Consider the following 19,052-nt stretch of genomic DNA (forward strand, 5'->3'; position numbering starts at 1 on the left):
GCCGGGGTGCAGTCAGGGTCCTTCAAACGGCGCGCAGCGCGCTTCGGTAAAGAAGCCCTGCACTTGCCTGTTCCACGTGGCATCGGGCACGAAGGCGCGCAGCACGGCGACACCTTCACCGATATTCTGCTCGATCAGGATCGAACGTGCATCGGTCTGCGAACCCTCCGAACGAAGACTGGCCATCCCGATGGGGTCGGCAAGGATCAGGTCGAGCTTGCGCTCATTGGAAACGCTGTCGTTGAGGCTGTAGAGGTTGTCCCCGTTGGGCGCGTAGATCGAAAGCGACCAGTAAGGCACGTTTGCGCCGGTCGTGATGTGCACGGGACCATCGGCAAGATCGAAGCGGCAGGTGGCTTGCTGCACAAGCGGATCGCTGTCGCTGATCGGGCCGGTCTTTTCGTTGAGCCGGTGGAACCGGTAGGGCTCGCTTTCTGCTTCAATCCGCGACCAGGCATTCTTGTCGGAATAGAAGGGAACGAGGAAGAGCACAGCGATATGAACAATCGCAGCACCGACGAGGCCGAGAAGGACGAGGTGGAAAATCCTAGCCACGGCACGCTCCCGGATTTGCTCCGGCGATACGGGCGAGCGTTGGCATGACCGGATCGGTGAGGCCGGAAGAAGACGCCGCTGGCGTGTCGTAAAGCGTCATGACGAGAACGAAATCGCCGCTCCCTTCGACGGGGAGCCAATTGCCCGGCGCGGCATCGGGGCCGATTGTGATCGTGACGCTGCCGTCATCGTCATAAAGCACTTCACGGGAATGCAGCGCTTCCTGCAACCCCTCGCGCGGCCTGATCGGTTCGAGGTCGGTCGTGGCGGGATAGAGGGTCCAGAAGCGGGCAGGCGGCGTCATGCCGCTCAGGCGATAAGTGCATCCGCGCCGAAGCGTGCGGTCGCTAGTATCGGTGCGCGCGTAGAACGGCAAGCCTTCAGCCGTTCCAAGCGCCAGATAGGCCTTTCGGGCAGCGCGAGCCTTGGCATAGGGGTCCGCATCGGGCGTGCCCGCCGCCGGATAGGCGCTCCAGATTCCGACGCGGAGTTCACCGAACCCCTCGAAACGGTCGAGAATCTGGTCGACGCTCCAGATGCCGCCGCCGAGCGCCAGCACAAGCACAATCGCCGTGTAGAATATCCGCTTGAACATCGCCCCTCAGAGTACCGATATTTTCGTGCGCCCGGCGATCTTAGGCAGAGGCGGGGCTGCAAGGAAGCGGTCATGCAGTTCCTTGATGATTTTTGTCGACAGGGGCGAAAGCACGCGCGGCGGCGCGGCCATCACTTCTTCCGGCTTGGCGTTGGCCACTTGCGGCTCGCTCTTCTTGGGCGGCGCGGGGAAGGGCGGCGTCACGCCGGGTATGGGCTTCAGTTCGATGTTCTGATGCGCATAGGCCATCATCCGCTGCCAGGCCATGGCGGGCAGAACGCCGCCGGTCATTTCCTTCATGGGGGTGAAATTGTCGTTGCCGAACCACACCGCCGCCGTGAAATTGCCGGTAAAGCCGACAAACCATGCATCGCGATAATTCTGCGTCGTGCCGGTCTTGCCGCCAACCCGCGTCATCGGCAGTGCGGCGCGGCGTCCGGTGCCGCGTTCGGGCACCTGCACCAGCATGGAGTTCATTTCAAGCGCCGCCTTTTCCGACAGCGCCCTGTGCGGCTTCGGGGCATCGCGCCGAAAATCCCACAACACCTTGCCGTCCGGGGAAACGATCTGCGTAAACGCATGGCGATTGCCAGCCATGCCCGCATTCGGAAACACGCTGAAGCCTGTTGCCTGATCCATCACCGTCATTTCCGATGTGCCGAGCACCATGGTCTTATGCGACGAGATCGGCGATTCCACGCCCATCGCCTTGGTCAGCGCGACGATGGGGGCTGTGGTCAGATAATCGCGCGCCAGCCGCACCGGCACGCTGTTCAACGAACGGACGAGCGCAGTCGTCAGGTCCACGCGGCCCGCAAAACTGCGGCCATAATTGCGCGGCGACCAGTTGCCCCAGCTGATCGGGGCGTCCGAAACGATGGTGCTGGGCGTCAGGCCCTTTTCCATCGCCGCGGCATAGACATAGGGCTTGAAGGACGAACCGGCCTGCCGCAGCGCCTTGGTGGCGCGGTTGAACTGGCTTTCGCCATAGTCCCGCCCGCCGACCAGTGCGCGGACCGAGCCGTCATTGGCGATCACCACTGTCGCCGCTTCCGAAACATTATAATCCTTGCCGAACTGGCGCAGATGATATTCGAGCGACTCTTCCGCCGCCTTCTGGATATTGCGGTCCAGCGTCGTGCGCACGATCAGCGTGTGTTGCGGAATATTGGCGGCGACCTTTTTTACTTCCTCGAAAGCCCAGTCGAGGAAATAGTCGGGGCTTTCATTCTTGGCTCGGTCGATGACGCTGGCCGGATGGCGGCGCGCGACGGCCACTTGTCCATCGCTCAGGAAACCGCTTTCAACCATGTTGGAAAGCACGACATTGGCGCGCGCGCGTGCCGCGGGCAGGTTAACATGCGGCGCGAACTTGGCCGGAGCCTTGAACAGCCCCGCCAGCATCGCGGCCTCGGCGAGCGAAACGTCCTTGATGTTCTTGCCGAAATAAAATTCCGAAGCGGCTGCGATGCCGAATGTGCCGCCGCCCATATAGGCGCGGTCGAGATAGAGCTGAAGGATTTCCTTCTTGCTCAAATTGCTTTCCAGCCAGAGCGCCAGAAAGGCTTCCTTGATCTTGCGCTCGATGGTGCGCTCGTTGGAGAGGAAAAGATTTTTGGCAAGCTGCTGGGTGATGGTCGAGCCGCCTTGAACGACGCCATTGGCGCGCATGTTCTGGCTGAACGCGCGGGTCAGGCCCCAGAAGTCGATGCCGTAATGATCGAAAAAGCGCCGGTCCTCGGTGCCGAGCACGGCCTTGATGACATGATCGGGCAATTCATCGATCGGCACAGCCTGGCGATGCAGGATACCGCGCTGGCCGATTTCGTTGCCGTAACGGTCGAGGAAGGTAACGGCATAATCGTCCTGCGCGCGCCAGTCTTTCTTGCTCTCCTCGAAAGCGGGCACGGCCAGAATCAGCATCAGCACCGCACCGCCGACCCCAAGTGTAAATCCTTCGTCGAGAACTTCGACCACGAAACGCCGGAAACCGCGCACGCGAAAACGACGCGAGAAGACAGTGATGTTCTCCCACCATTCACCGAGATTGTACCGCAGGCTGTAGAGGGTGGAGTCGATCCATGCGTCAAGCCCGATCAGGCGCGAAACCCTGAACGGTTTGCGCTTCTCGTTTCCGGAATCTTTATCTGCCGTTCTACGCATGAACACTGACTTCGGCACGGTTGGTTTCGGAGACAGGCGGAACTTTCTCATCCATCATAGCAGATAAATAAGCCACAGCTCATGTGAAATGGTTAAAGCACGAGCGGCTTTTCGCATGTAGGAAAAAAACAATTAATAGGAAAATAGTCCTTGACTGCGTGACGGTGCTTTGCTAGGTTTTATCTACGGTAGACAAAGTGTGACCGTCGCCGGTTCTGCTATATACCCCAGTAGATATTTGGTGTGCATAACCCTGAGGAGCCAGCGAAGCCCGCATCTGTCTGGCGCATCAATTGCAGATTGCACACGGCATTGACCCCGCGGATATCGCGGCATTGCTGTCTGTTTCGATAAGCCAGTATCTCAACCGTCTGAATCGCCTGAATCTGGCTCGTTTGACTGCGGCGGCTGATTCGCAGAAGAGGTCACGCGATGCAATTCTGGAGCGACTTCAGACAGAACTGACACGGCTGCTGGAGGGCGGCGACCTGCCGGTCAAAAGCAAGTCCGAAGCGCTGATGGCGCTTGCCCGCGCCGTCAAGTCCGTTGGTGAACTCACCGCCGAGGACAGGCCCGCCAGCCAACAGCCGGCCAGCCATGCGGTTGCCTCGTTGAGCGACACGCGCAAGGCATTGATGCGCATAAGCAGGAGGATAGACGAACTTGCACAAAGTCGGGCGCGGGAGATCCTGGACGGCGAGAACGCAGCCAATCTCGCGCAAGGCTTCGTGCAGAGCATCAATGAACGCCATGGCGGGACACGTCTTGGACGGCAGGAACTCGATGGGGAACTGATCGAGGAACGTGCCGATGCGCTTTGGTCACGTGATCTTATCGAACGCTGTTTCGAGACTGAGGCCCCGGAACTGGTTCGTATCGTCGTGGCTATTGACCCGCCTGCCTCGTCCGGCAAGGCGTCGGATGCCTGCGGTATCGTCGTTGCCGGTCTCGACGATGAAGGAAAAGGCCACGTGCTCGGCGATGCCGGCATGAAAGCCGCCAAGCCGCATCAATGGGCGCGAAAGGCGATTTCGCTTTTCCACGCACATCAGGCCGATGGGATTGTCGCGGAGGTCAATCAGAGCGGCAAGATGGTGCGGCCGGAAGATGCGAGTGTGCCGGTTCTCAAGCGCCACGCCTCGCGCGGAAAGGTTTTTGCGGGCGGAGCCAGCGGCCGCACTCTATGAGCAGGGCCGAATCCGCCATGCCGGGCGGTTCCCGGCGCTGGTGGATGAAATGTGCGACTTCGCACCGGGCGGTCTGTCCGTCGGATGTTCGCCGGACAGGCTCGATGCACTGGTCTGAGCCCTCAGCGAACTGATGCTCGGCACCGAACACAAACCGCGTATACGCCGGTTTGGCTGATTTATTTTAGAGTTGGAGAAGCCATAGGATGGCATGGAACTGGGTCCGAAAATGGCTGGGGCGACGAAGCACGCCCGTATCAGCGGTGAAGTCCGACGCGCCGCGTCAGACAGAATGGCGAACGGATTTGTCGCGCTGCATATGGATCACGGCGCATCGTGGATTGCGCGGGATTATACGCCGCTGGCGCGTGAAGGCTTCATGCGCAATCCGGTCGCCCATCGCTGCGTGCGCATGATTGAGGAAGCGGCAAGCAATGTGCTGTGGCTGCTTTATGAAGGCATGACGGAACACGAAACGCATCCGCTGCTCGACGTCATTACTCGCCCTCAATGCAGGTTGGACGGAACGACATTTTTCGAGCGGCTACACGGGCATTGGCTGATTTCCGGCAATGCCTATGTCGAACTGCCGAACGGCCGCATGGAACTGCATCTTTTGCGCCCGGAACGGGTCAGCGTCGAAACGGACACGGATGGCTGGCCACAGGCGCTAATGAGCAATGCCGGCAAGCGGCTTTTCCCTTGGCAGCGGCGGGGCGGTTGCCTTGCAGCTCAAGTTGTTTCATCCGTTGGTTGACCATTACGGGTTTCCCCCGCTGGAAGCGGCCCTGATGGCGCTCGATCTCCACAATGCGGCAGGCGCGTGGAACAAGGCGCTTCTGGACAATTCGGCGCGGCCTTCCGACGCGCTGGTCTATGCGCCGAAGGATGACGGCAATCTGACGGAGGAGCAGTTCGCGCGGCTCAAGGAAGAACTAGAGGAGGGTTTTACCGGTGTTTCGGATGCCGGGCGTCCGCTGCTTCTGGAAGGCGGCATGGACTGGTAGGCGATGGGCTAAAGCACGCAGGACATGGATTTTATCGAAGCCAAAAATGGCGCTGCCCGTGACATCGCGCTGGCCTTCGGAGTGCCGCCAATGCTGCTCGGCATACCGGGCGACAACACCTATGCCAATTATGCGGAAGCCAATCGCGCCTTCTATCGGGTAACGGTGCTGCCGTTGATTGGGCGCACGGCCAAGGCATTTTCCGGATGGCTTGGGCCGCATTTCGGCGACGATCTGCGACTTGAGCACGATATCGACGGTGTGGAAGGCCTGTCACGCGAGCGGGAATCGCTGTGGCGGCGCATTTCCGAGGCGTCGTTTCTCACCGACGAAAAAATGGGATGCGGGGTGGGCTATCAGCCGCATTCAGTCAGGAGACTGTCATGAGCAACCTCAACGATGCAGTTTTTGCTTCGGAAGCGGCCTGGATATGGTTCGCCAAGGTGGCGGGCGCGGTGGCAGGCTCCGCCGTCTCGCTCGCCTATATGCTGCCGCACGGAAAGCGCGAAGCGGCAAACCGTTTCGCGGTCGGCATCATCTGCGGCATGGTTTTCGGCGGCGCGGCAGGCGTCAAGTTATCCGAAACCCTGGCTCTCGGCGGCTTGCTTAGCCGGGCCGAGCTGATGCTGATGGGTTCGGCTGCTGCAAGCCTTGCTGCCTGGTCGGCGCTCGGCATCTTCAAGCGCTTTTCCGAACGGCTGAAACAGGCCGCGATACCGGGAATTCTGCCGGAGGAAAAGGGACAGAATGGCGATACGTGATTTGCGGCTGGAAACGAACAAGCCGCGCTTGCCATTGAGGAGGTGGAGCTGGACGGCAGCTTTTCCGGTTATGCAAGTATTTACGGTCTCGCCGATCGGCCTTGACGTGATCGAACGAGGTGCTGTTTCCCGCTCGCTTGCCAAGGGCGCTTTGCCGATCAGGGCAAAACGCCGACCAGTCCCGGCGGCGGTCCGGCTCTTGATACGAAGCCGATCTTTCATCTGATCGATTTGGCGCTCTAGCTAGGCGCGGAGGAGCCGGCTGAAAATTCCGCATCGCCTGTCATGCAAAGCCATGGCGCGGCGCGGCTGTGTTCGCGTCGCCCTCGGAAGACGGCTTTGCGGAGCGGATTATCGTGCAGGATCGTGCAATCATGGGCGAACTGACCGCGCCGCTGGAAGGCGCTCCCAGCGGACGCCTTATTGAAGGGCAGTCGGTTGAAGTTGCGCTTTATTCCGGCGAGCTGCAATCGCGGCCAATGGCGCAGATACTGAACGGAGGCGATACGGCTTTATTGCAGGCACAGAATGGCGAATGGGAAGTCTTCCAGTTTCTGGATGCGGAGGAAATTGGTCTGAACCGCTGGAAACTGACGCGCCTTTTGCGCGGACAATTGGGGACGGAACTGGCCGCATCGTTCACGAAGGAAGCTGAAACACCCTTCATATTGCTGGACGGCGCGGTTGTGCCAGCCGGTTTGCAGGTCTCCGAAATCGGGCTTGAGCTGAACTGGCGTGTCGGGACGGCGGGCAAGGCCTTTTCGGACGAGTTTTTCGATACGGTCCGGTCGAGCGGCGGTCTGCGGGGCTTGCGTCCGCTCAGCCCCGTCCATTTGAAAGTGGGGCGGCTGGCGAATGACGACCTGTCCTTCAACTGGATCAGGCGCGGGCGGATCGATGCCGACGGTTGGCCCGATAACTGGTTTGGCGAAGATATTCCGCTTGGCGAGGAACGCGAGGCCTACCGAATCGAAATCTGGCGGAACGACACCGCTGGTGCGAGGCAGCCAGACATCGACACCATCATGGATTTATGGCGCGGGGGAAAGGCAAGCTGATCTTGGCAATGAGGCATTCGGGGCTGCTTTCCAGTTTCGGGTTGCGATGATCGGCGCAAAGAGCGGGCCGGGCGATTTTGCGCGCCTCGACATCCCCGTAATGATCTTGGTATCTTTCGCGCACGGTCTGGGCAGGTCTCGTTGCGTTTTTTCTTTCGCTTGCCGGTGTTTTCGGTGTGGCTACCGATATGATCGATCAGGGCGCGTTAACGGATGTTTTGCTGCAACTGGCGACCGCAATTGCCGGAATTGTTACGATTATCGGGCGTATCGGGGCAACATCACGCATTTCATAATTACACAAACCGTGATAGTCAGAGGCTGATTTTTCCTTTGGGCCCGGCAAGAGGTTTGGTTGTTCATGCATCATTCAGCTGTTGGGCGCTATATAAGGCGGCATGATGAAAAAGAACCCTGCTCTCAAAGTTTTCGCGCTTCTCGCGGTTAGTATTGGCTTGCTGCCGGTCAGTGCCGGTGCATTGCCGATGACTGCGCCGCAGAAGTCCAATCTCGTTGTCGCTGCCGCCGGTGATTGCGCCGCGGTTGGCGAACAGGTGGCCGCCCAGCAGGGTGGCCAGCTGGCCAAGGCAACCGCTACGACGCAAAATGGTCGCCCCATGTGTGTCATCGTCGTGCTGGTGCCGGGCCGTGATGGCGAACGTCCGCGCCGCGTTGAAGTGGCTGTTCCCGCTCAATAACAACGGTTTCGTTGCTGTTCTGCATTTATTGAGGGGAGAACCTTCGCTTGCGTATCCTGATCGTTGAAGACGACAAGGACCTGAACCGGCAGCTTGCGGAAGCAATGGCTGCTGCCGGTTATGTGGTCGACCGCGCCTATGACGGCGAAGAAGGGCATTATCTCGGCGATACCGAGCCTTATGATGCGGTCGTGCTCGACATCGGCCTGCCGCGCATGGACGGCATCAGCGTCGTGGAGCGCTGGCGGCGTAGCGGCCGCACCATGCCCGTTCTCATGCTCACGGCCCGTGACCGCTGGAGCGACAAGGTCGCCGGGATTGACGCCGGCGCCGACGACTATGTCGCCAAGCCTTTCCATATAGAGGAAGTGCTGGCGCGGCTGCGTGCGCTGATCCGTCGTGCGGCTGGCCATGCATCGTCCGAACTTGTCTGCGGGCCGCTCTATCTCGATACGAAAACATCGAAAGCCAGCATCAACGGCGTCGCGCTCAAGCTGACCTCGCACGAATACCGGCTGTTGTCCTATCTGATGCACCATATGGATGAAGTGGTGTCACGCACCGAACTGGTGGAGCACCTTTACGATCAGGATTTTGACCGCGATTCCAACACGATCGAAGTCTTTGTCGGTCGCCTGCGCAAGAAGATGGGCGTCGACCTGATCGAGACCGTGCGCGGCATGGGCTACCGCATCCGTTCGGAAGGCGGGGGCGAAACGAAAGGCGACGACAGCTGAAGCTTCTTCGCGCCTTTCCTCCACTGCGTTCGCTCGCGGCCCGCGTCGTCACCCTCTCAACGATCTGGGTCATCGTCGCCCTTGTGGTGGTGGCGACCTTTATCGGCTCCCTGTACGGCGAGGCTGCGCGCAGCAATTTTGAGCGGCTCTTGACCGCCCATCTGTTCAGCCTTGTCGGTGCCGTCAGCACGTCGGGCGAAGGTGCATTGCAGGGGCGCCCGGAACTGGGAGAACTGCGCTATTCCAGCCCGCTGTCCGGCTGGTACTGGTCAGTCGATCCCGTCACGCCAAATCTCACCGGAAAGCTGGAGTCGCCCTCGCTACTGGGGCGCATCGTGCCGGAAATGCCGGTCTCGCAGGCCCCTTTCGACAGTTCCTTCATGCGCAGTTACACCTTGCCCGGTCTTGATGGCGAGGAGCTTTTCATCGTCGAAACCGAAGTGGTGCTGGATAGCGTCAATCGCGTGGCGCGCTTTCGTGTCATGGGCAATCTCAGCGAGATTTTGAAGGAAATATCCGATTTCAGAACCCGCCTCGCCATCTATCTGGCGATTTTCGGCATTGGCAGCATTCTCATAAACGCCGCTGTGATCCTGTTCGGCCTGCGTCCGCTCGACAAGGTACGTCAGTCGCTGGCAGACATTCGCGAGGGCCGCTCGTCAAAACTCGATGCGTCGCTGCCCGTCGAGATTGCGCCGCTCGCCACGGAAATGAATGCGCTGATCGAAAACAATCGCCGCATCATGGAACGGTCGCGAACCCAGGTCGGCAATCTCGCCCATTCTCTCAAGACACCGCTTTCGGTGCTGGTCAATGAAGCGCGGAGCATGGGCGGCGAACACGGACGCATCGTCCAGGAGCAAAGCGAAGCGATGCAGGTGCAGATCCAGCATTATCTGCAACGCGCACGCATTGCAGCCCAACGCGACAGTGTCGTGTTCCGCACGCCTGTAACGCCGGTTCTGGAGCGTATGCAGCGGGTGACAGCTAAACTCAATCCGGCTTTCAACGTCACTTTGCGAAACGATTTGCCCGATGCGGTTTTCGCGGGCGAGCGCGAGGACCTGGAAGAAATCGTCGGCAACCTGCTGGAGAATGCCGGTAAATGGGGCCGCAAACGCATCAACATCGGGCTTGCCCTTGTTGCTGGCGAGCAACGCCAGTTCGAAATCCTGATCGAAGATGACGGGCCGGGGCTGGCATCGGACAAGATCGAGGCGGCGCTGAAACGTGGCAGTCGCGTTGACGAAACGAAACCTGGAACCGGGCTGGGGCTGGCAATCGTACAGGACACCGTGCGCGAATATGGCGGTGGCTTGCATCTGGGCAAGAGTTCCTTGGGCGGACTGGGAGTCCGGGTCTTGTTGCCGCTGACGGAAGATTGACGGTTGTTTTTGGCTGAAAGCGAACTAAGCATTTCCAGCAAAAGTGCGAAGCGGTTTTGCGTTGGATAATGCGTAAAAACCAAGAGATAGAGCGGATCCATGATTTCGTCTTAACAGGGTCCGCTCTAGAAGATAAATTGAAAAGCCACATGCCGTTATAGTGTGCATGCTAATTGTTTATGAAGGCTGGTTGTTATGGTGATGGTGTCCAGGTTGTCTCACCCGGTTTCAGTTGCTTCGACGATGTTTGCCGTAGCGCTTGCATTGTCAGCTTGTGGCACGACCACCGGCAAGGGGGTCGGGCTAGGCTCGCTGGGCGGCGGCTCTGCGGCGCAGAAGCCCGAAACCAGCCTGTTGACGCCGCTCGGCAATGGTCTTCTCGGGGGCTCTGCAAATCAACTGAATGCAGCCGACCGCAAGAAGGCGCTGGAGGCGGAATATCGCGCGCTTGAATATTCGCCCGCAGGCAAGGCCGTATCGTGGAGCGGCAGCGGATCGAATTCCGGCGATGTTACGGCGGCGCAGCCCTATCAGGTCGGCTCGCAGAATTGCCGTCAGTATTCGCACAGCTTCACCATTGGCGGATCGCAGCAGACGTCGCGCGGAACGGCATGTCGCAATCCGGACGGCAGCTGGACCCCGCTGACCTGATTCCTCAACCTTACCTTTGCGGCGAATTGCCCTAGGTGGCAACTTACTGCAGGTAGTGGTTGGTTTTTCCCTTGGCTGCGCTTAAGTCGTAGCCATGGGATTCTGGCTTATTGCAGCACTATTGACATTGGCAGCCACTCTGGTTGTTTTGTTGCCTCTCACGCGGCGCAAACAGGCATTCCTGCCTGCCGAGAAAAACGATCTTGAGGTCTATCGGGACCAGTTGCGCGAGGTCGAAGCCGACGCTGCGCGCGGCATGATCGACCCGCAAAGCGCCGAGCAGGCGCGCATCGAAATTTCACGTCGCATTTTGAATGCCGAAAAGTCAGCGAGAGAAGCTGCTGAAGCCGCAGGCAAAACGATGCCGGGCCGGTTGCTGGCTTTTCTGGCCGTGCTTGCAGTGCCGCTGGTTGCCTGGGGCGTCTACCCGCTGTTCGGAAAGCCGGACATGCCGTCCATGCCGCTCGCCGAGCGGCTTTCGGCGAGCGCGGATCGTGGCTCTGTCGATGAGCTGGTGGCGCGTGCCGAAGCGCATCTGGCGCAGAAACCCGACGATGTGCGCGGGTGGGATGTGCTGGCGCCGATTTATCTGCGGCTTGGCCGCGCTGCGGATGCCGTCAATGCCTATCGCAGTTCCATTCGTATCGCGGGCGAGAATTTCCCCCGCGTCCTGGGGCTGGGTGAAGCGCTTGCTACCGCTTCGGGTGGCACCGTTACTGCCGAGGCCGAAGGCTTTTTCAAGAAAGCTGCCGATCTCGAACCGAATGACGTGCGCCCGCAATTCTATCTCGCACAGGGCGAGATGCAGGATGGTCGCATGGATTTGGCAGCCAATCGCCTGCAGGCTTTCCTCGATAAAGCGCCTGCCGATGCGCCGTGGCGCGGCCAGATCGAACAGGCTATCGCCCGGCTTCGCGATCCCGCAGCCGGTCAGCAGCAGCCGAAAGGTCCGACCGCTGACGACGTTGATGCCGCTTCGACGCTCAGCCCCGAAGATCGTCAGGCGATGATCGAAGGCATGGTTCAACGTCTTGATGAAAGTCTTCGCCAGAATAGTGGTGATGTCGAAGGCTGGAAGCGCCTTGTGCGCTCCTATATGATCCTCAACCGCCGCGATGCAGCGCTTGACGCTCTTGATCGCGGAATGACAGCCCTCGAAGGCGAGAGCCGGACGAACCTTGAGAGTTTCGCAGCCGGCCTTGGACTAGAGCCAAAGGCAGGGGACGCACAAAAATGAGCGCGACCGCAGACGATAACGCACGCAAAAGCAAACCGGCGGCTAATTTCGCCCGTACCGTCAGCCAGAGAAAGCGCAAGCGCCTGTTTCTGATCGGCGGTGCGCTGGCGGTTCTGGCCGTGGCGGTGGGGCTGATGCTGATGGCTTTCAGTCAGGATATCCGCTTCTTCCGCACGCCAGCCGATCTGACGGAACAGGATATGGCCTCCGGTTCGCGGTTTCGTCTCGGCGGTCTCGTGGAGGAAGGGTCCGTCAGCCGCGAGGGCAGCGAATTGCGTTTCACTGTGACCGATACGATCAAGACCGTGAAGGTCGTGTTCGAGGGTATTCCGCCTGATCTCTTCCGTGAAGGGCAGGGCGTCGTCGCCGAAGGGCGTTTCGGAGATGGCGGAGTTTTCCGCGCCGACAACGTGCTGGCGAAACACGATGAGAATTATATTCCCAAGGACCTTGCAGACAGCCTGAAGGAAAAGGGCGTCTGGGAAGGCAAGTAACGGAAAGTGCATTTCCAGCAAAAGTTTGAAACGGTTTGCGTTCGGGAATGCGTAAAAACAAATGATTGGCGCACCAAACCGGCGATGTCCGGTTGCGTGCCTGATGGAGACTGCAAATGAGCGTCGAGATCGGCCATTTTGCTCTGGTTCTGGCACTGGCACTGTCGATTGTCCAATCGATCGTGCCAGTGGTCGGCGCGCATCGTCGCGACACACAGCTGATGGCGGTCGCCGTGCCGACGGCAATTGCCGTCTTCGCGCTGATCTGCCTTGCATCGGCGGTGCTTGTCCATGCCTATGTCGTGTCGGATTTCTCGGTCCTCAACGTGGTTGAGAACTCGCACTCGCAAAAGCCGCTCCTCTATAAAATCACCGGCGTCTGGGGCAATCACGAAGGCTCCATGCTACTGTGGGTGTTTATTCTCACCTTCTTCAGCGCGCTGGTCGCTGCCTTTTCCGGCAATCTGCCTGAAACGCTGCGCGCCAATGTGCTCGCCGTGCAGGGCTGGATCGGTGTCGCCTTTCTGGCATTCATCATCTTCACCTCGAACCCGTTCACACGTATTTTCCCGGCCCCGATGGAGGGCGGCGACCTCAATCCGATCCTTCAGGACATCGGTCTCGCGATCCATCCGCCGCTGCTTTATCTGGGCTATGTCGGTTTTTCGGTGTGCTTCTCCTTTGCCGTGGCAGCGTTGATCGAAGGGCGTCTCGATGCTGCATGGGCGCGCTGGGTGCGTCCGTGGGCGCTTGTCGCATGGATGTTCCTGACCGGCGGCATCGCCATGGGTTCCTACTGGGCCTATTACGAGCTTGGCTGGGGCGGCTGGTGGTTCTGGGACCCGGTTGAAAATGCATCCTTCATGCCTTGGCTGGTCGGCACCGCGCTGCTCCATTCAGCGCTCGTCATGGAAAAGCGCTCGGCGCTGAAAATCTGGACCGTGCTGCTTGCGATCCTCACCTTTTCGCTGTCGCTGCTTGGCACCTTCCTCGTCCGCTCCGGCGTTCTGACTTCGGTTCACAGTTTCGCTACCGATCCGGGACGCGGCCTTTTCATTTTGGCGATCCTTGCGATCTTCATTGGCGGTTCGCTGTCGCTTTTCGCGCTCCGCGTGCAGAGCCTGACGGCAGGCGGTATCTTTCATCCGATTTCGCGTGAAGGCGCGCTCGTCTTCAACAATCTGTTCCTGACGACCGCGGCTGCGACCGTGCTGATCGGCACGCTTTACCCGCTGCTGCTGGAAGTGATGACCGGCGACAAGATTTCCGTTGGCGCGCCGTTCTTCAACATGACGTTCGGCCCGCTGATGATCCCGCTTTTGTTTGCGGTTCCCTTCGGCCCGCTGCTCGCCTGGAAACGCGGCGATCTTTACGGCGTGTCGCAACGGTTGATGACGGCTTTCGCGCTCTCGCTTGTGGCTGCGGCAATCGTTCTGTGGAGCACCTCGGCGAAATCGGTTCTCGCCGCCTGCGGCATCGGGCTTGCGGCATGGCTGATTTTCGGCAGCCTGACGGACCTCGTTCTGAAGGCTGGCATAGGCAAGGTCTCCGCGAGCAAGGCGTTGGCGCGCTTCAAGGGTTTGCCGCGCTCGGTATTCGGTACCGCACTTGCCCATATCGGGCTTGGCGTGACACTGCTCGGCATTGTGAGTGTGACCACCTTCGGTACGGAGAATGTGCTGATCATGCGCCCGGGCGATACCGCCAAGGTGCAGGACTACACGCTGCGCTTTGAAGGGCTTCGCCCGCTGACCGGCTCGAACTTTACCGAAAATCGCGGCACGTTCACGCTGCTGGATTCCAGCTCGCGCAGCCTTGGACAGATCGAACCGTCCAAGCGTTTCTTCCCGGCACGCCAGATGCCGACGACAGAATCAGGCATCAAAACGCTGTGGTTCAGCCAGGTCTATGTCGCGCTTGGCGATGAACCGGGCGATGGTTCGGTCGTGGTGCGCATATGGTGGAAGCCGGATGTGACGCTCATCTGGTATGGCGCGCTTGTCATGATGGCGGGTGCGCTCTTCTCCCTGGCGGATCGTCGCCTCCGGGTCGGCGCGCCGTCGCGCAGCCGCAAATCGGCTCGACAAGAGGCGGAGGCCGCAGCATGAAAAAGCGTTCGGCATTCGCGGCACTTTTGCTTGGCGCTGCCCTGGCTGTTCAAGGGACTGCGGCGCTTGCGGTCAATCCGGATGAAGTCCTGTCCGATCCGGCGCTTGAAAAGCGCGCTCGCGCTATTTCCGGTGAACTGCGCTGCATGGTCTGCCAGAACGAATCGATCGATGATTCCAATGCCGAACTTGCCCGCGATCTCCGCATTCTCGTGCGTGACCGGCTGAAAGAAGGTGATAGTAACGAACAGGTGATGGATTTCATCGTCGACCGTTATGGCGAATTCGTTCTTTTGAAGCCGCGTCTCAACGCGCGCACCATGCTCCTGTGGGGTTTTCCCGTCGTCATATTGCTGATCGGTGCTGTAGCGCTGGTTTTCGCCTTTCGCGGACGCCGGCAGGCGGGGGAAGCGCCAAAGCCGCTTACGGAAAGCGAAAAGGCCGAACTCTCGCGCCTGCTGGACGGCAAGTGACCATCGGTCGCCTTTGACCGACATTCGCAACCTTACGAAACTTTCATGTTGTGGAAACGGAGCGGTAAGGTAGTCCTATCTATCTTACGCTCTATAAAGGTTTCACGGGCCTGCGTTTCCTGAATGATCAGGGCAGCGGCCGGATTACTGCTCGTAAGGAGAAATAAATGTCCAGAGCCAGGATTTCCAACTATCGCAAGGGCGTTGCCGCGATTGCACTTTCGGCTGTTCTCGCTGGTGGTTTCGTCGCGACTGGGCCGCTCGGCGCGCTCAACGACGCCCGCGCGGATGCCGTTCAGGTGACGCCGCCGCCGCAGGCCGCAGGTTTTGCCGATCTGGTTGAGAAGGTTCGTCCGGCTGTCGTCAGCGTCCGTGTCAAGAAGGACGTGCAGCAGACCGCCGATCGCGGCGGCCAGTTCTCGGGCCCTCCCGGCTTCGACCAGCTTCCGGACGATCACCCGCTCAAGCGCTTCTTCCGTGATTTCGGCATGGACCCGCGTGGCGATGCACGCCCCGATGCCCGCCCGGATCGCCGTGGCAAGCGAGGCCCACGTCCGGGTCATGAACGCCCGGTCGCCCAAGGGTCTGGCTTCTTCATCTCTGAAGACGGCTATGTCGTCACCAATAATCACGTCGTTTCCGATGGCGATGCCTATAGCGTGGTCATGGATGATGGCACCGAACTTGATGCCAAGCTGATCGGCACCGACCCGCGCACCGATCTGGCTGTGCTCAAGGTCAACGATCCGAAGAAGAAGTTCACCTATGTCGCATTCGGCGACGACAACAAGATCCGCGTCGGTGACTGGGTTGTGGCTGTCGGTAATCCGTTCGGCCTCGGCGGCACGGTGACCTCCGGTATCGTGTCGGCTCGTGGCCGCGATATCGGTGCCGGTCCTTACGATGACTTCATCCAGATCGACGCAGCCGTGAACAAGGGCAATTCCGGTGGTCCGGCCTTCAATCTGTCCGGTCAGGTGATCGGCATCAACACGGCCATCTTCTCGCCTTCGGGCGGCAGTGTGGGCATTGCCTTTGCAATCCCCGCATCGACCGCGAAGCAGGTTGTTGACCAGCTCATCAAGAAGGGCTCGGTGGAACGGGGCTGGATCGGTGTCCAGATACAGCCGGTGACGAAGGATATCGCCGCTTCGCTTGGCCTTGCCGAAGAGAAGGGCGCACTCGTCGCTTCGCCGCAGAAGGATGGTCCTGCTGCCAAGGCTGGCATTCAGTCGGGTGACGTGATCACGGCTGTCAATGGCGAAACCGTGCAGGACCCTCGCGATCTGGCGCGTAAGGTTGCCGGTATCGTTCCTGGTGAAAAGGCGGCGCTCACCGTCTGGCGTAAGAACAAGGCCGAGGAAATCAATATCACCATCGAGGCGATGCCGGGCGATCTCGGCAAGGCGACCAGCCCTTCGGGCGATAACGGCAGCGGTGGCCAGAACGAGACCCTCGACTCCTATGGCCTGACCGTGACGCCGTCTGAAGACGGAAATGGCGTGGTGGTAACCGATGTCGATCCTGACAGCGATGCCTCCGACCGCGGTATCCGTTCAGGTGACATCATTGTGAGTGTCAACAACCAGACGGTGAAGAGCGCCAAGGACATCAACAACGCCATCAGCGAAGCCGAAAAGTCGGGTCGCAAGGCAGTGCTGCTGCAATTGCAGAGCAACGATCAAAGCCGCTTCGTGGCCTTGCCGATCGATCAGGGATGATGATCGGCACCCCTTGAGGCTCAGCAATTCGATGCCAGGCGGCGCACCGCCTGGCATCGCCTTGTCACCAATCGGATTATAAGTAGCGCCATGAAGATTCTCGTTATTGAAGACGACCGCGAAGCGGCCCGCTATCTGGAGAAGGCCTTCACGGAGGCCGGACATTCCGCCGATATCGCCGGTGACGGCGAGACCGGCTATGCGCTGGCCGAAAATGGAAGCTACGACGTTCTCGTCGTCGACCGTATGTTGCCGAAGCGCGACGGTCTTTCCGTTGTGGCTGCGTTGCGCGCCAAAGGCATGGAAACGCCGGTACTGATCCTTTCCGCGCTCGGCGAGGTGGATGACCGCGTTACCGGACTGCGCGCTGGCGGCGACGACTATCTGACCAAACCCTATGCATTTTCCGAGCTTCTGGCCCGCGTGGAAGTGCTGCAGCGCCGTTCCAGCCCGCGTGAGGCGGATACGATCTACCGCGTCGGCGATCTGGAGCTTGACCGGCTTGCGCATACTGCGCGCCGTCAGGATGTGGATATTACGCTCCAGCCCCGCGAGTTCCGTCTCCTCGAATATCTGATGCGTCATGCGGGGCAGGTCGTCACGCGCACCATGCTGCTCGAAAATGTCTGGGACTATCACTTCGATCCGCAGACCAACGTCATCGACGTGCATATCTCGCGTCTGCGTTCGAAGATCGAGAAAGGTTTTGACGTTCCGCTGCTTCATACGGTGCGCGGCGCCGGTTACATGCTGAAGGCAGGGCGGGCCAAGCAATCCGCAGCCGCCAAGGTGGATTGATGAGCCGCTTTTCAGCGCTTATGCGCACAACCGCTGTTCGGCTATCGACGCTTTATCTGCTGCTGTTCATCGTGGGCGCGGTGGCGCTGGTCTTCTATATGACCAATCTGTCTGCCTCCATGCTGACCGCGCAGACCCAGCAGTCGCTGGGCGAGGAAGTCGCCAGTATCGGCAAGAGCTATGCGCGAGGCGGCATTCCGCAACTTGTGCGGACAATCGATTATCGTTCGCGCCAGCCGGGCGCTTACCTCTATCTGGTGGCTGACCCGACAGGGCGCGTTCTTTCGGGCAATGTCGAAAGCGTGGAACCGGGTGTTCTGGACACAGATGGCGTTATCGAACGCGGGTTCAAATATAGGCGTTATGGCGAGCAGGGCACAGAGACGGAGCACCGCGCTATTGCTGTCGTGATCGCATTGCCGAACGGCATGCGGCTTCTGGTCGGCCGTGATCTCGGTGAGCCGGAGCGGTTCCGTGACATTATTCGCCAGTCGTTAATGCTGGCGCTGGGCATCATGGGCGTTGGGGCGCTCCTGATCTGGCTGTTTGTCGGGCGGCGCGCATTGAAGCGTATCGATGAGGTTTCACGAGCCTCGCAGCGCATCATGGATGGCGATTTGACGGGCAGGCTTCCGGTCAACGGTTCCGGCGACGAGTTCGACCGCTTGTCGGGCAATCTCAACGTCATGCTCGGCAAAATTCTGGAATTGAACGAGGGGCTGAAACAGGTCTCGGACAATATCGCGCATGATCTCAAAACGCCGCTGACGCGCCTGCGCAATCGTGCGGAAGAAGCCCTTTCCGGCAAGAAGGCCGGGCCTGAATATCGTGAGGCGCTCGAAGATATCATTGGCGAGTCGGATCAATTGATCCGGACCTTCAACGCAATCCTGATGATTTCACGTCTGGAAGCAGGCTATTCGTCCGAAAATCTGGAGAACATGCCGGTAGCGCCGATCCTTCGCGACGTGGCCGAAATGTATGAGCCTGTTGCCGAGGATACGGGCGTGAACCTCACGCTTGGCAATCTGGACGAGGTCGCGCTTCATATCAATCGCGAACTGGTTGGACAGACGATTTCCAATCTCGTCGACAATGCAATTAAGTATGCGGGCGGTGATGGGCGGACTGCGACCGTTAGTCTTTCGATGGAGCGTGATCCGAACTGGGTCCGCATCATTGTTGCCGACAACGGACCCGGCATTCCTGAAGATAAACGCGAACAGGCGACGGAACGGTTTGTTCGCCTTGAGGAAAGCCGCACGCAACCCGGTTCGGGCCTCGGTTTAAGTCTTGCCAAGGCCGTGATGAAATTGCACGGTGGCGCACTTCGTCTGGAAGGCAACGATCCGGGCCTGCGCGCCGTATTGGAGTTTCCGTTGCCCTCGGACAAGGTCGAATAATACCAGGTCTCGTTGAGTTTC

16 protein-coding genes and 4 pseudogenes are annotated in these 19,052 nt (G+C 59.7%); 17 read left to right on the forward strand and 3 right to left on the reverse strand.

Translation table 11 applies throughout. From position 1 onward, the window contains the following. Window positions 1-12 precede the first annotated feature (12 nt). Genes AC0TNJ_RS01380 through AC0TNJ_RS01390 form a run of 3 tightly spaced genes read right to left on the reverse strand, consistent with a single transcriptional unit; the run spans window position 13 to window position 3,313 of the window. Window positions 13-555: a DUF1254 domain-containing protein gene (locus AC0TNJ_RS01380; RefSeq protein WP_473769984.1), complete on the reverse strand. Its 543-nt coding sequence runs from the start codon at window positions 553-555 to the stop codon at window positions 13-15. Further along, entirely contained in the window at window positions 548-1,150 is a 603-nt protein-coding gene (locus tag AC0TNJ_RS01385) for a DUF1214 domain-containing protein (RefSeq protein ID WP_473769985.1), read from the reverse strand. The genes AC0TNJ_RS01380 and AC0TNJ_RS01385 overlap by 8 nt, the downstream gene beginning before the upstream one ends. A gap of 6 nt (window positions 1,151-1,156) precedes the next feature. Continuing rightward, a complete protein-coding gene (locus AC0TNJ_RS01390; RefSeq protein WP_473769986.1) occupies window positions 1,157-3,313 on the reverse strand; it encodes a penicillin-binding protein 1A in 2,157 nt (718 codons plus the stop codon). A gap of 698 nt (window positions 3,314-4,011) precedes the next feature. Here AC0TNJ_RS01390 and AC0TNJ_RS01395 point away from each other — a divergent pair. The 17 genes and pseudogenes from AC0TNJ_RS01395 to AC0TNJ_RS01475 form a co-directional block, all read left to right on the forward strand. Continuing rightward, window positions 4,012-4,618, forward strand: a pseudogene (locus AC0TNJ_RS01395) (phage terminase large subunit family protein); the annotation flags it as partial. Window positions 4,619-4,706: 88 nt separating this feature from the next. Continuing rightward, window positions 4,707-5,894: pseudogene (locus AC0TNJ_RS01400) on the forward strand (phage portal protein). Then, entirely contained in the window at window positions 5,891-6,268 is a 378-nt protein-coding gene (locus AC0TNJ_RS01405) for a DUF6107 family protein (RefSeq protein ID WP_473769987.1), read from the forward strand. Before AC0TNJ_RS01400 ends, AC0TNJ_RS01405 begins: the two are co-directional and overlap by 4 nt. Continuing rightward, window positions 6,255-6,431: pseudogene (locus tag AC0TNJ_RS01410) on the forward strand (HK97 family phage prohead protease); the annotation flags it as partial. The gene AC0TNJ_RS01405 and the pseudogene AC0TNJ_RS01410, both read left to right, overlap by 14 nt. A 148-nt stretch (window positions 6,432-6,579) precedes the next feature. Next, window positions 6,580-7,326 carry a GTA baseplate fiber-binding domain-containing protein gene (locus tag AC0TNJ_RS01415; protein WP_473769988.1) on the forward strand — a complete coding sequence of 249 codons (747 nt, stop codon included), beginning with the start codon at window positions 6,580-6,582 and terminating at the stop codon, window positions 7,324-7,326. A 104-nt stretch (window positions 7,327-7,430) separates the two neighbouring features. Continuing rightward, window positions 7,431-7,622: pseudogene (locus tag AC0TNJ_RS01420) on the forward strand (hypothetical protein); the annotation flags it as partial. A gap of 105 nt (window positions 7,623-7,727) precedes the next feature. After that, a complete protein-coding gene (locus tag AC0TNJ_RS01425) occupies window positions 7,728-8,024 on the forward strand; it encodes a hypothetical protein (RefSeq protein WP_122002669.1) in 297 nt (98 codons plus the stop codon). 47 nt (window positions 8,025-8,071) lie between these two features. Continuing rightward, window positions 8,072-8,761 carry a response regulator transcription factor gene (locus AC0TNJ_RS01430; RefSeq protein ID WP_122002668.1) on the forward strand — a complete coding sequence of 230 codons (690 nt, stop codon included), beginning with the start codon at window positions 8,072-8,074 and terminating at the stop codon, window positions 8,759-8,761. 86 nt (window positions 8,762-8,847) lie between these two features. Further along, a complete protein-coding gene (locus tag AC0TNJ_RS01435; protein ID WP_473770006.1) occupies window positions 8,848-10,146 on the forward strand; it encodes an ATP-binding protein in 1,299 nt (432 codons plus the stop codon). A 195-nt stretch (window positions 10,147-10,341) separates the two neighbouring features. Continuing rightward, the gene (locus AC0TNJ_RS01440; RefSeq protein WP_473767056.1) at window positions 10,342-10,797 is read left to right on the forward strand and encodes a hypothetical protein; all 456 of its coding nucleotides are present in this window, start codon (window positions 10,342-10,344) and stop codon (window positions 10,795-10,797) included. A 94-nt stretch (window positions 10,798-10,891) separates the two neighbouring features. After that, window positions 10,892-12,034, forward strand: coding sequence for a c-type cytochrome biogenesis protein CcmI (ccmI, locus tag AC0TNJ_RS01445; protein ID WP_473767057.1), 1,143 nt, complete (start codon window positions 10,892-10,894; stop codon window positions 12,032-12,034). Beyond that, window positions 12,031-12,528 (forward strand): cytochrome c maturation protein CcmE, encoded by a 498-nt coding sequence (gene ccmE, locus AC0TNJ_RS01450; protein WP_006472691.1) that lies wholly within the window; start codon window positions 12,031-12,033, stop codon window positions 12,526-12,528. Before ccmI ends, ccmE begins: the two co-directional genes overlap by 4 nt. Window positions 12,529-12,644: 116 nt before the next feature. Further along, entirely contained in the window at window positions 12,645-14,636 is a 1,992-nt protein-coding gene (locus AC0TNJ_RS01455; protein WP_473769989.1) for a heme lyase CcmF/NrfE family subunit, read from the forward strand. Beyond that, window positions 14,633-15,109, forward strand: a complete 477-nt coding sequence (locus tag AC0TNJ_RS01460; protein ID WP_473769990.1) for a cytochrome c-type biogenesis protein — start codon at window positions 14,633-14,635, stop codon at window positions 15,107-15,109. The genes AC0TNJ_RS01455 and AC0TNJ_RS01460 overlap by 4 nt, the downstream gene beginning before the upstream one ends. Window positions 15,110-15,276: 167 nt before the next feature. Then, entirely contained in the window at window positions 15,277-16,830 is a 1,554-nt protein-coding gene (locus tag AC0TNJ_RS01465; RefSeq protein WP_473769991.1) for a Do family serine endopeptidase, read from the forward strand. A 90-nt stretch (window positions 16,831-16,920) separates the two neighbouring features. Continuing rightward, window positions 16,921-17,628, forward strand: coding sequence for a response regulator transcription factor (locus tag AC0TNJ_RS01470; RefSeq protein ID WP_122002660.1), 708 nt, complete (start codon window positions 16,921-16,923; stop codon window positions 17,626-17,628). Then, a complete protein-coding gene (locus tag AC0TNJ_RS01475; RefSeq protein WP_473769992.1) occupies window positions 17,625-19,031 on the forward strand; it encodes a sensor histidine kinase in 1,407 nt (468 codons plus the stop codon). The genes AC0TNJ_RS01470 and AC0TNJ_RS01475 overlap by 4 nt, the downstream gene beginning before the upstream one ends. The last annotated feature ends 21 nt before the right edge of the window (window positions 19,032-19,052 follow it).

The sequence above is a fragment of the Ochrobactrum sp. PL_is483 genome (assembly GCF_055816855.1).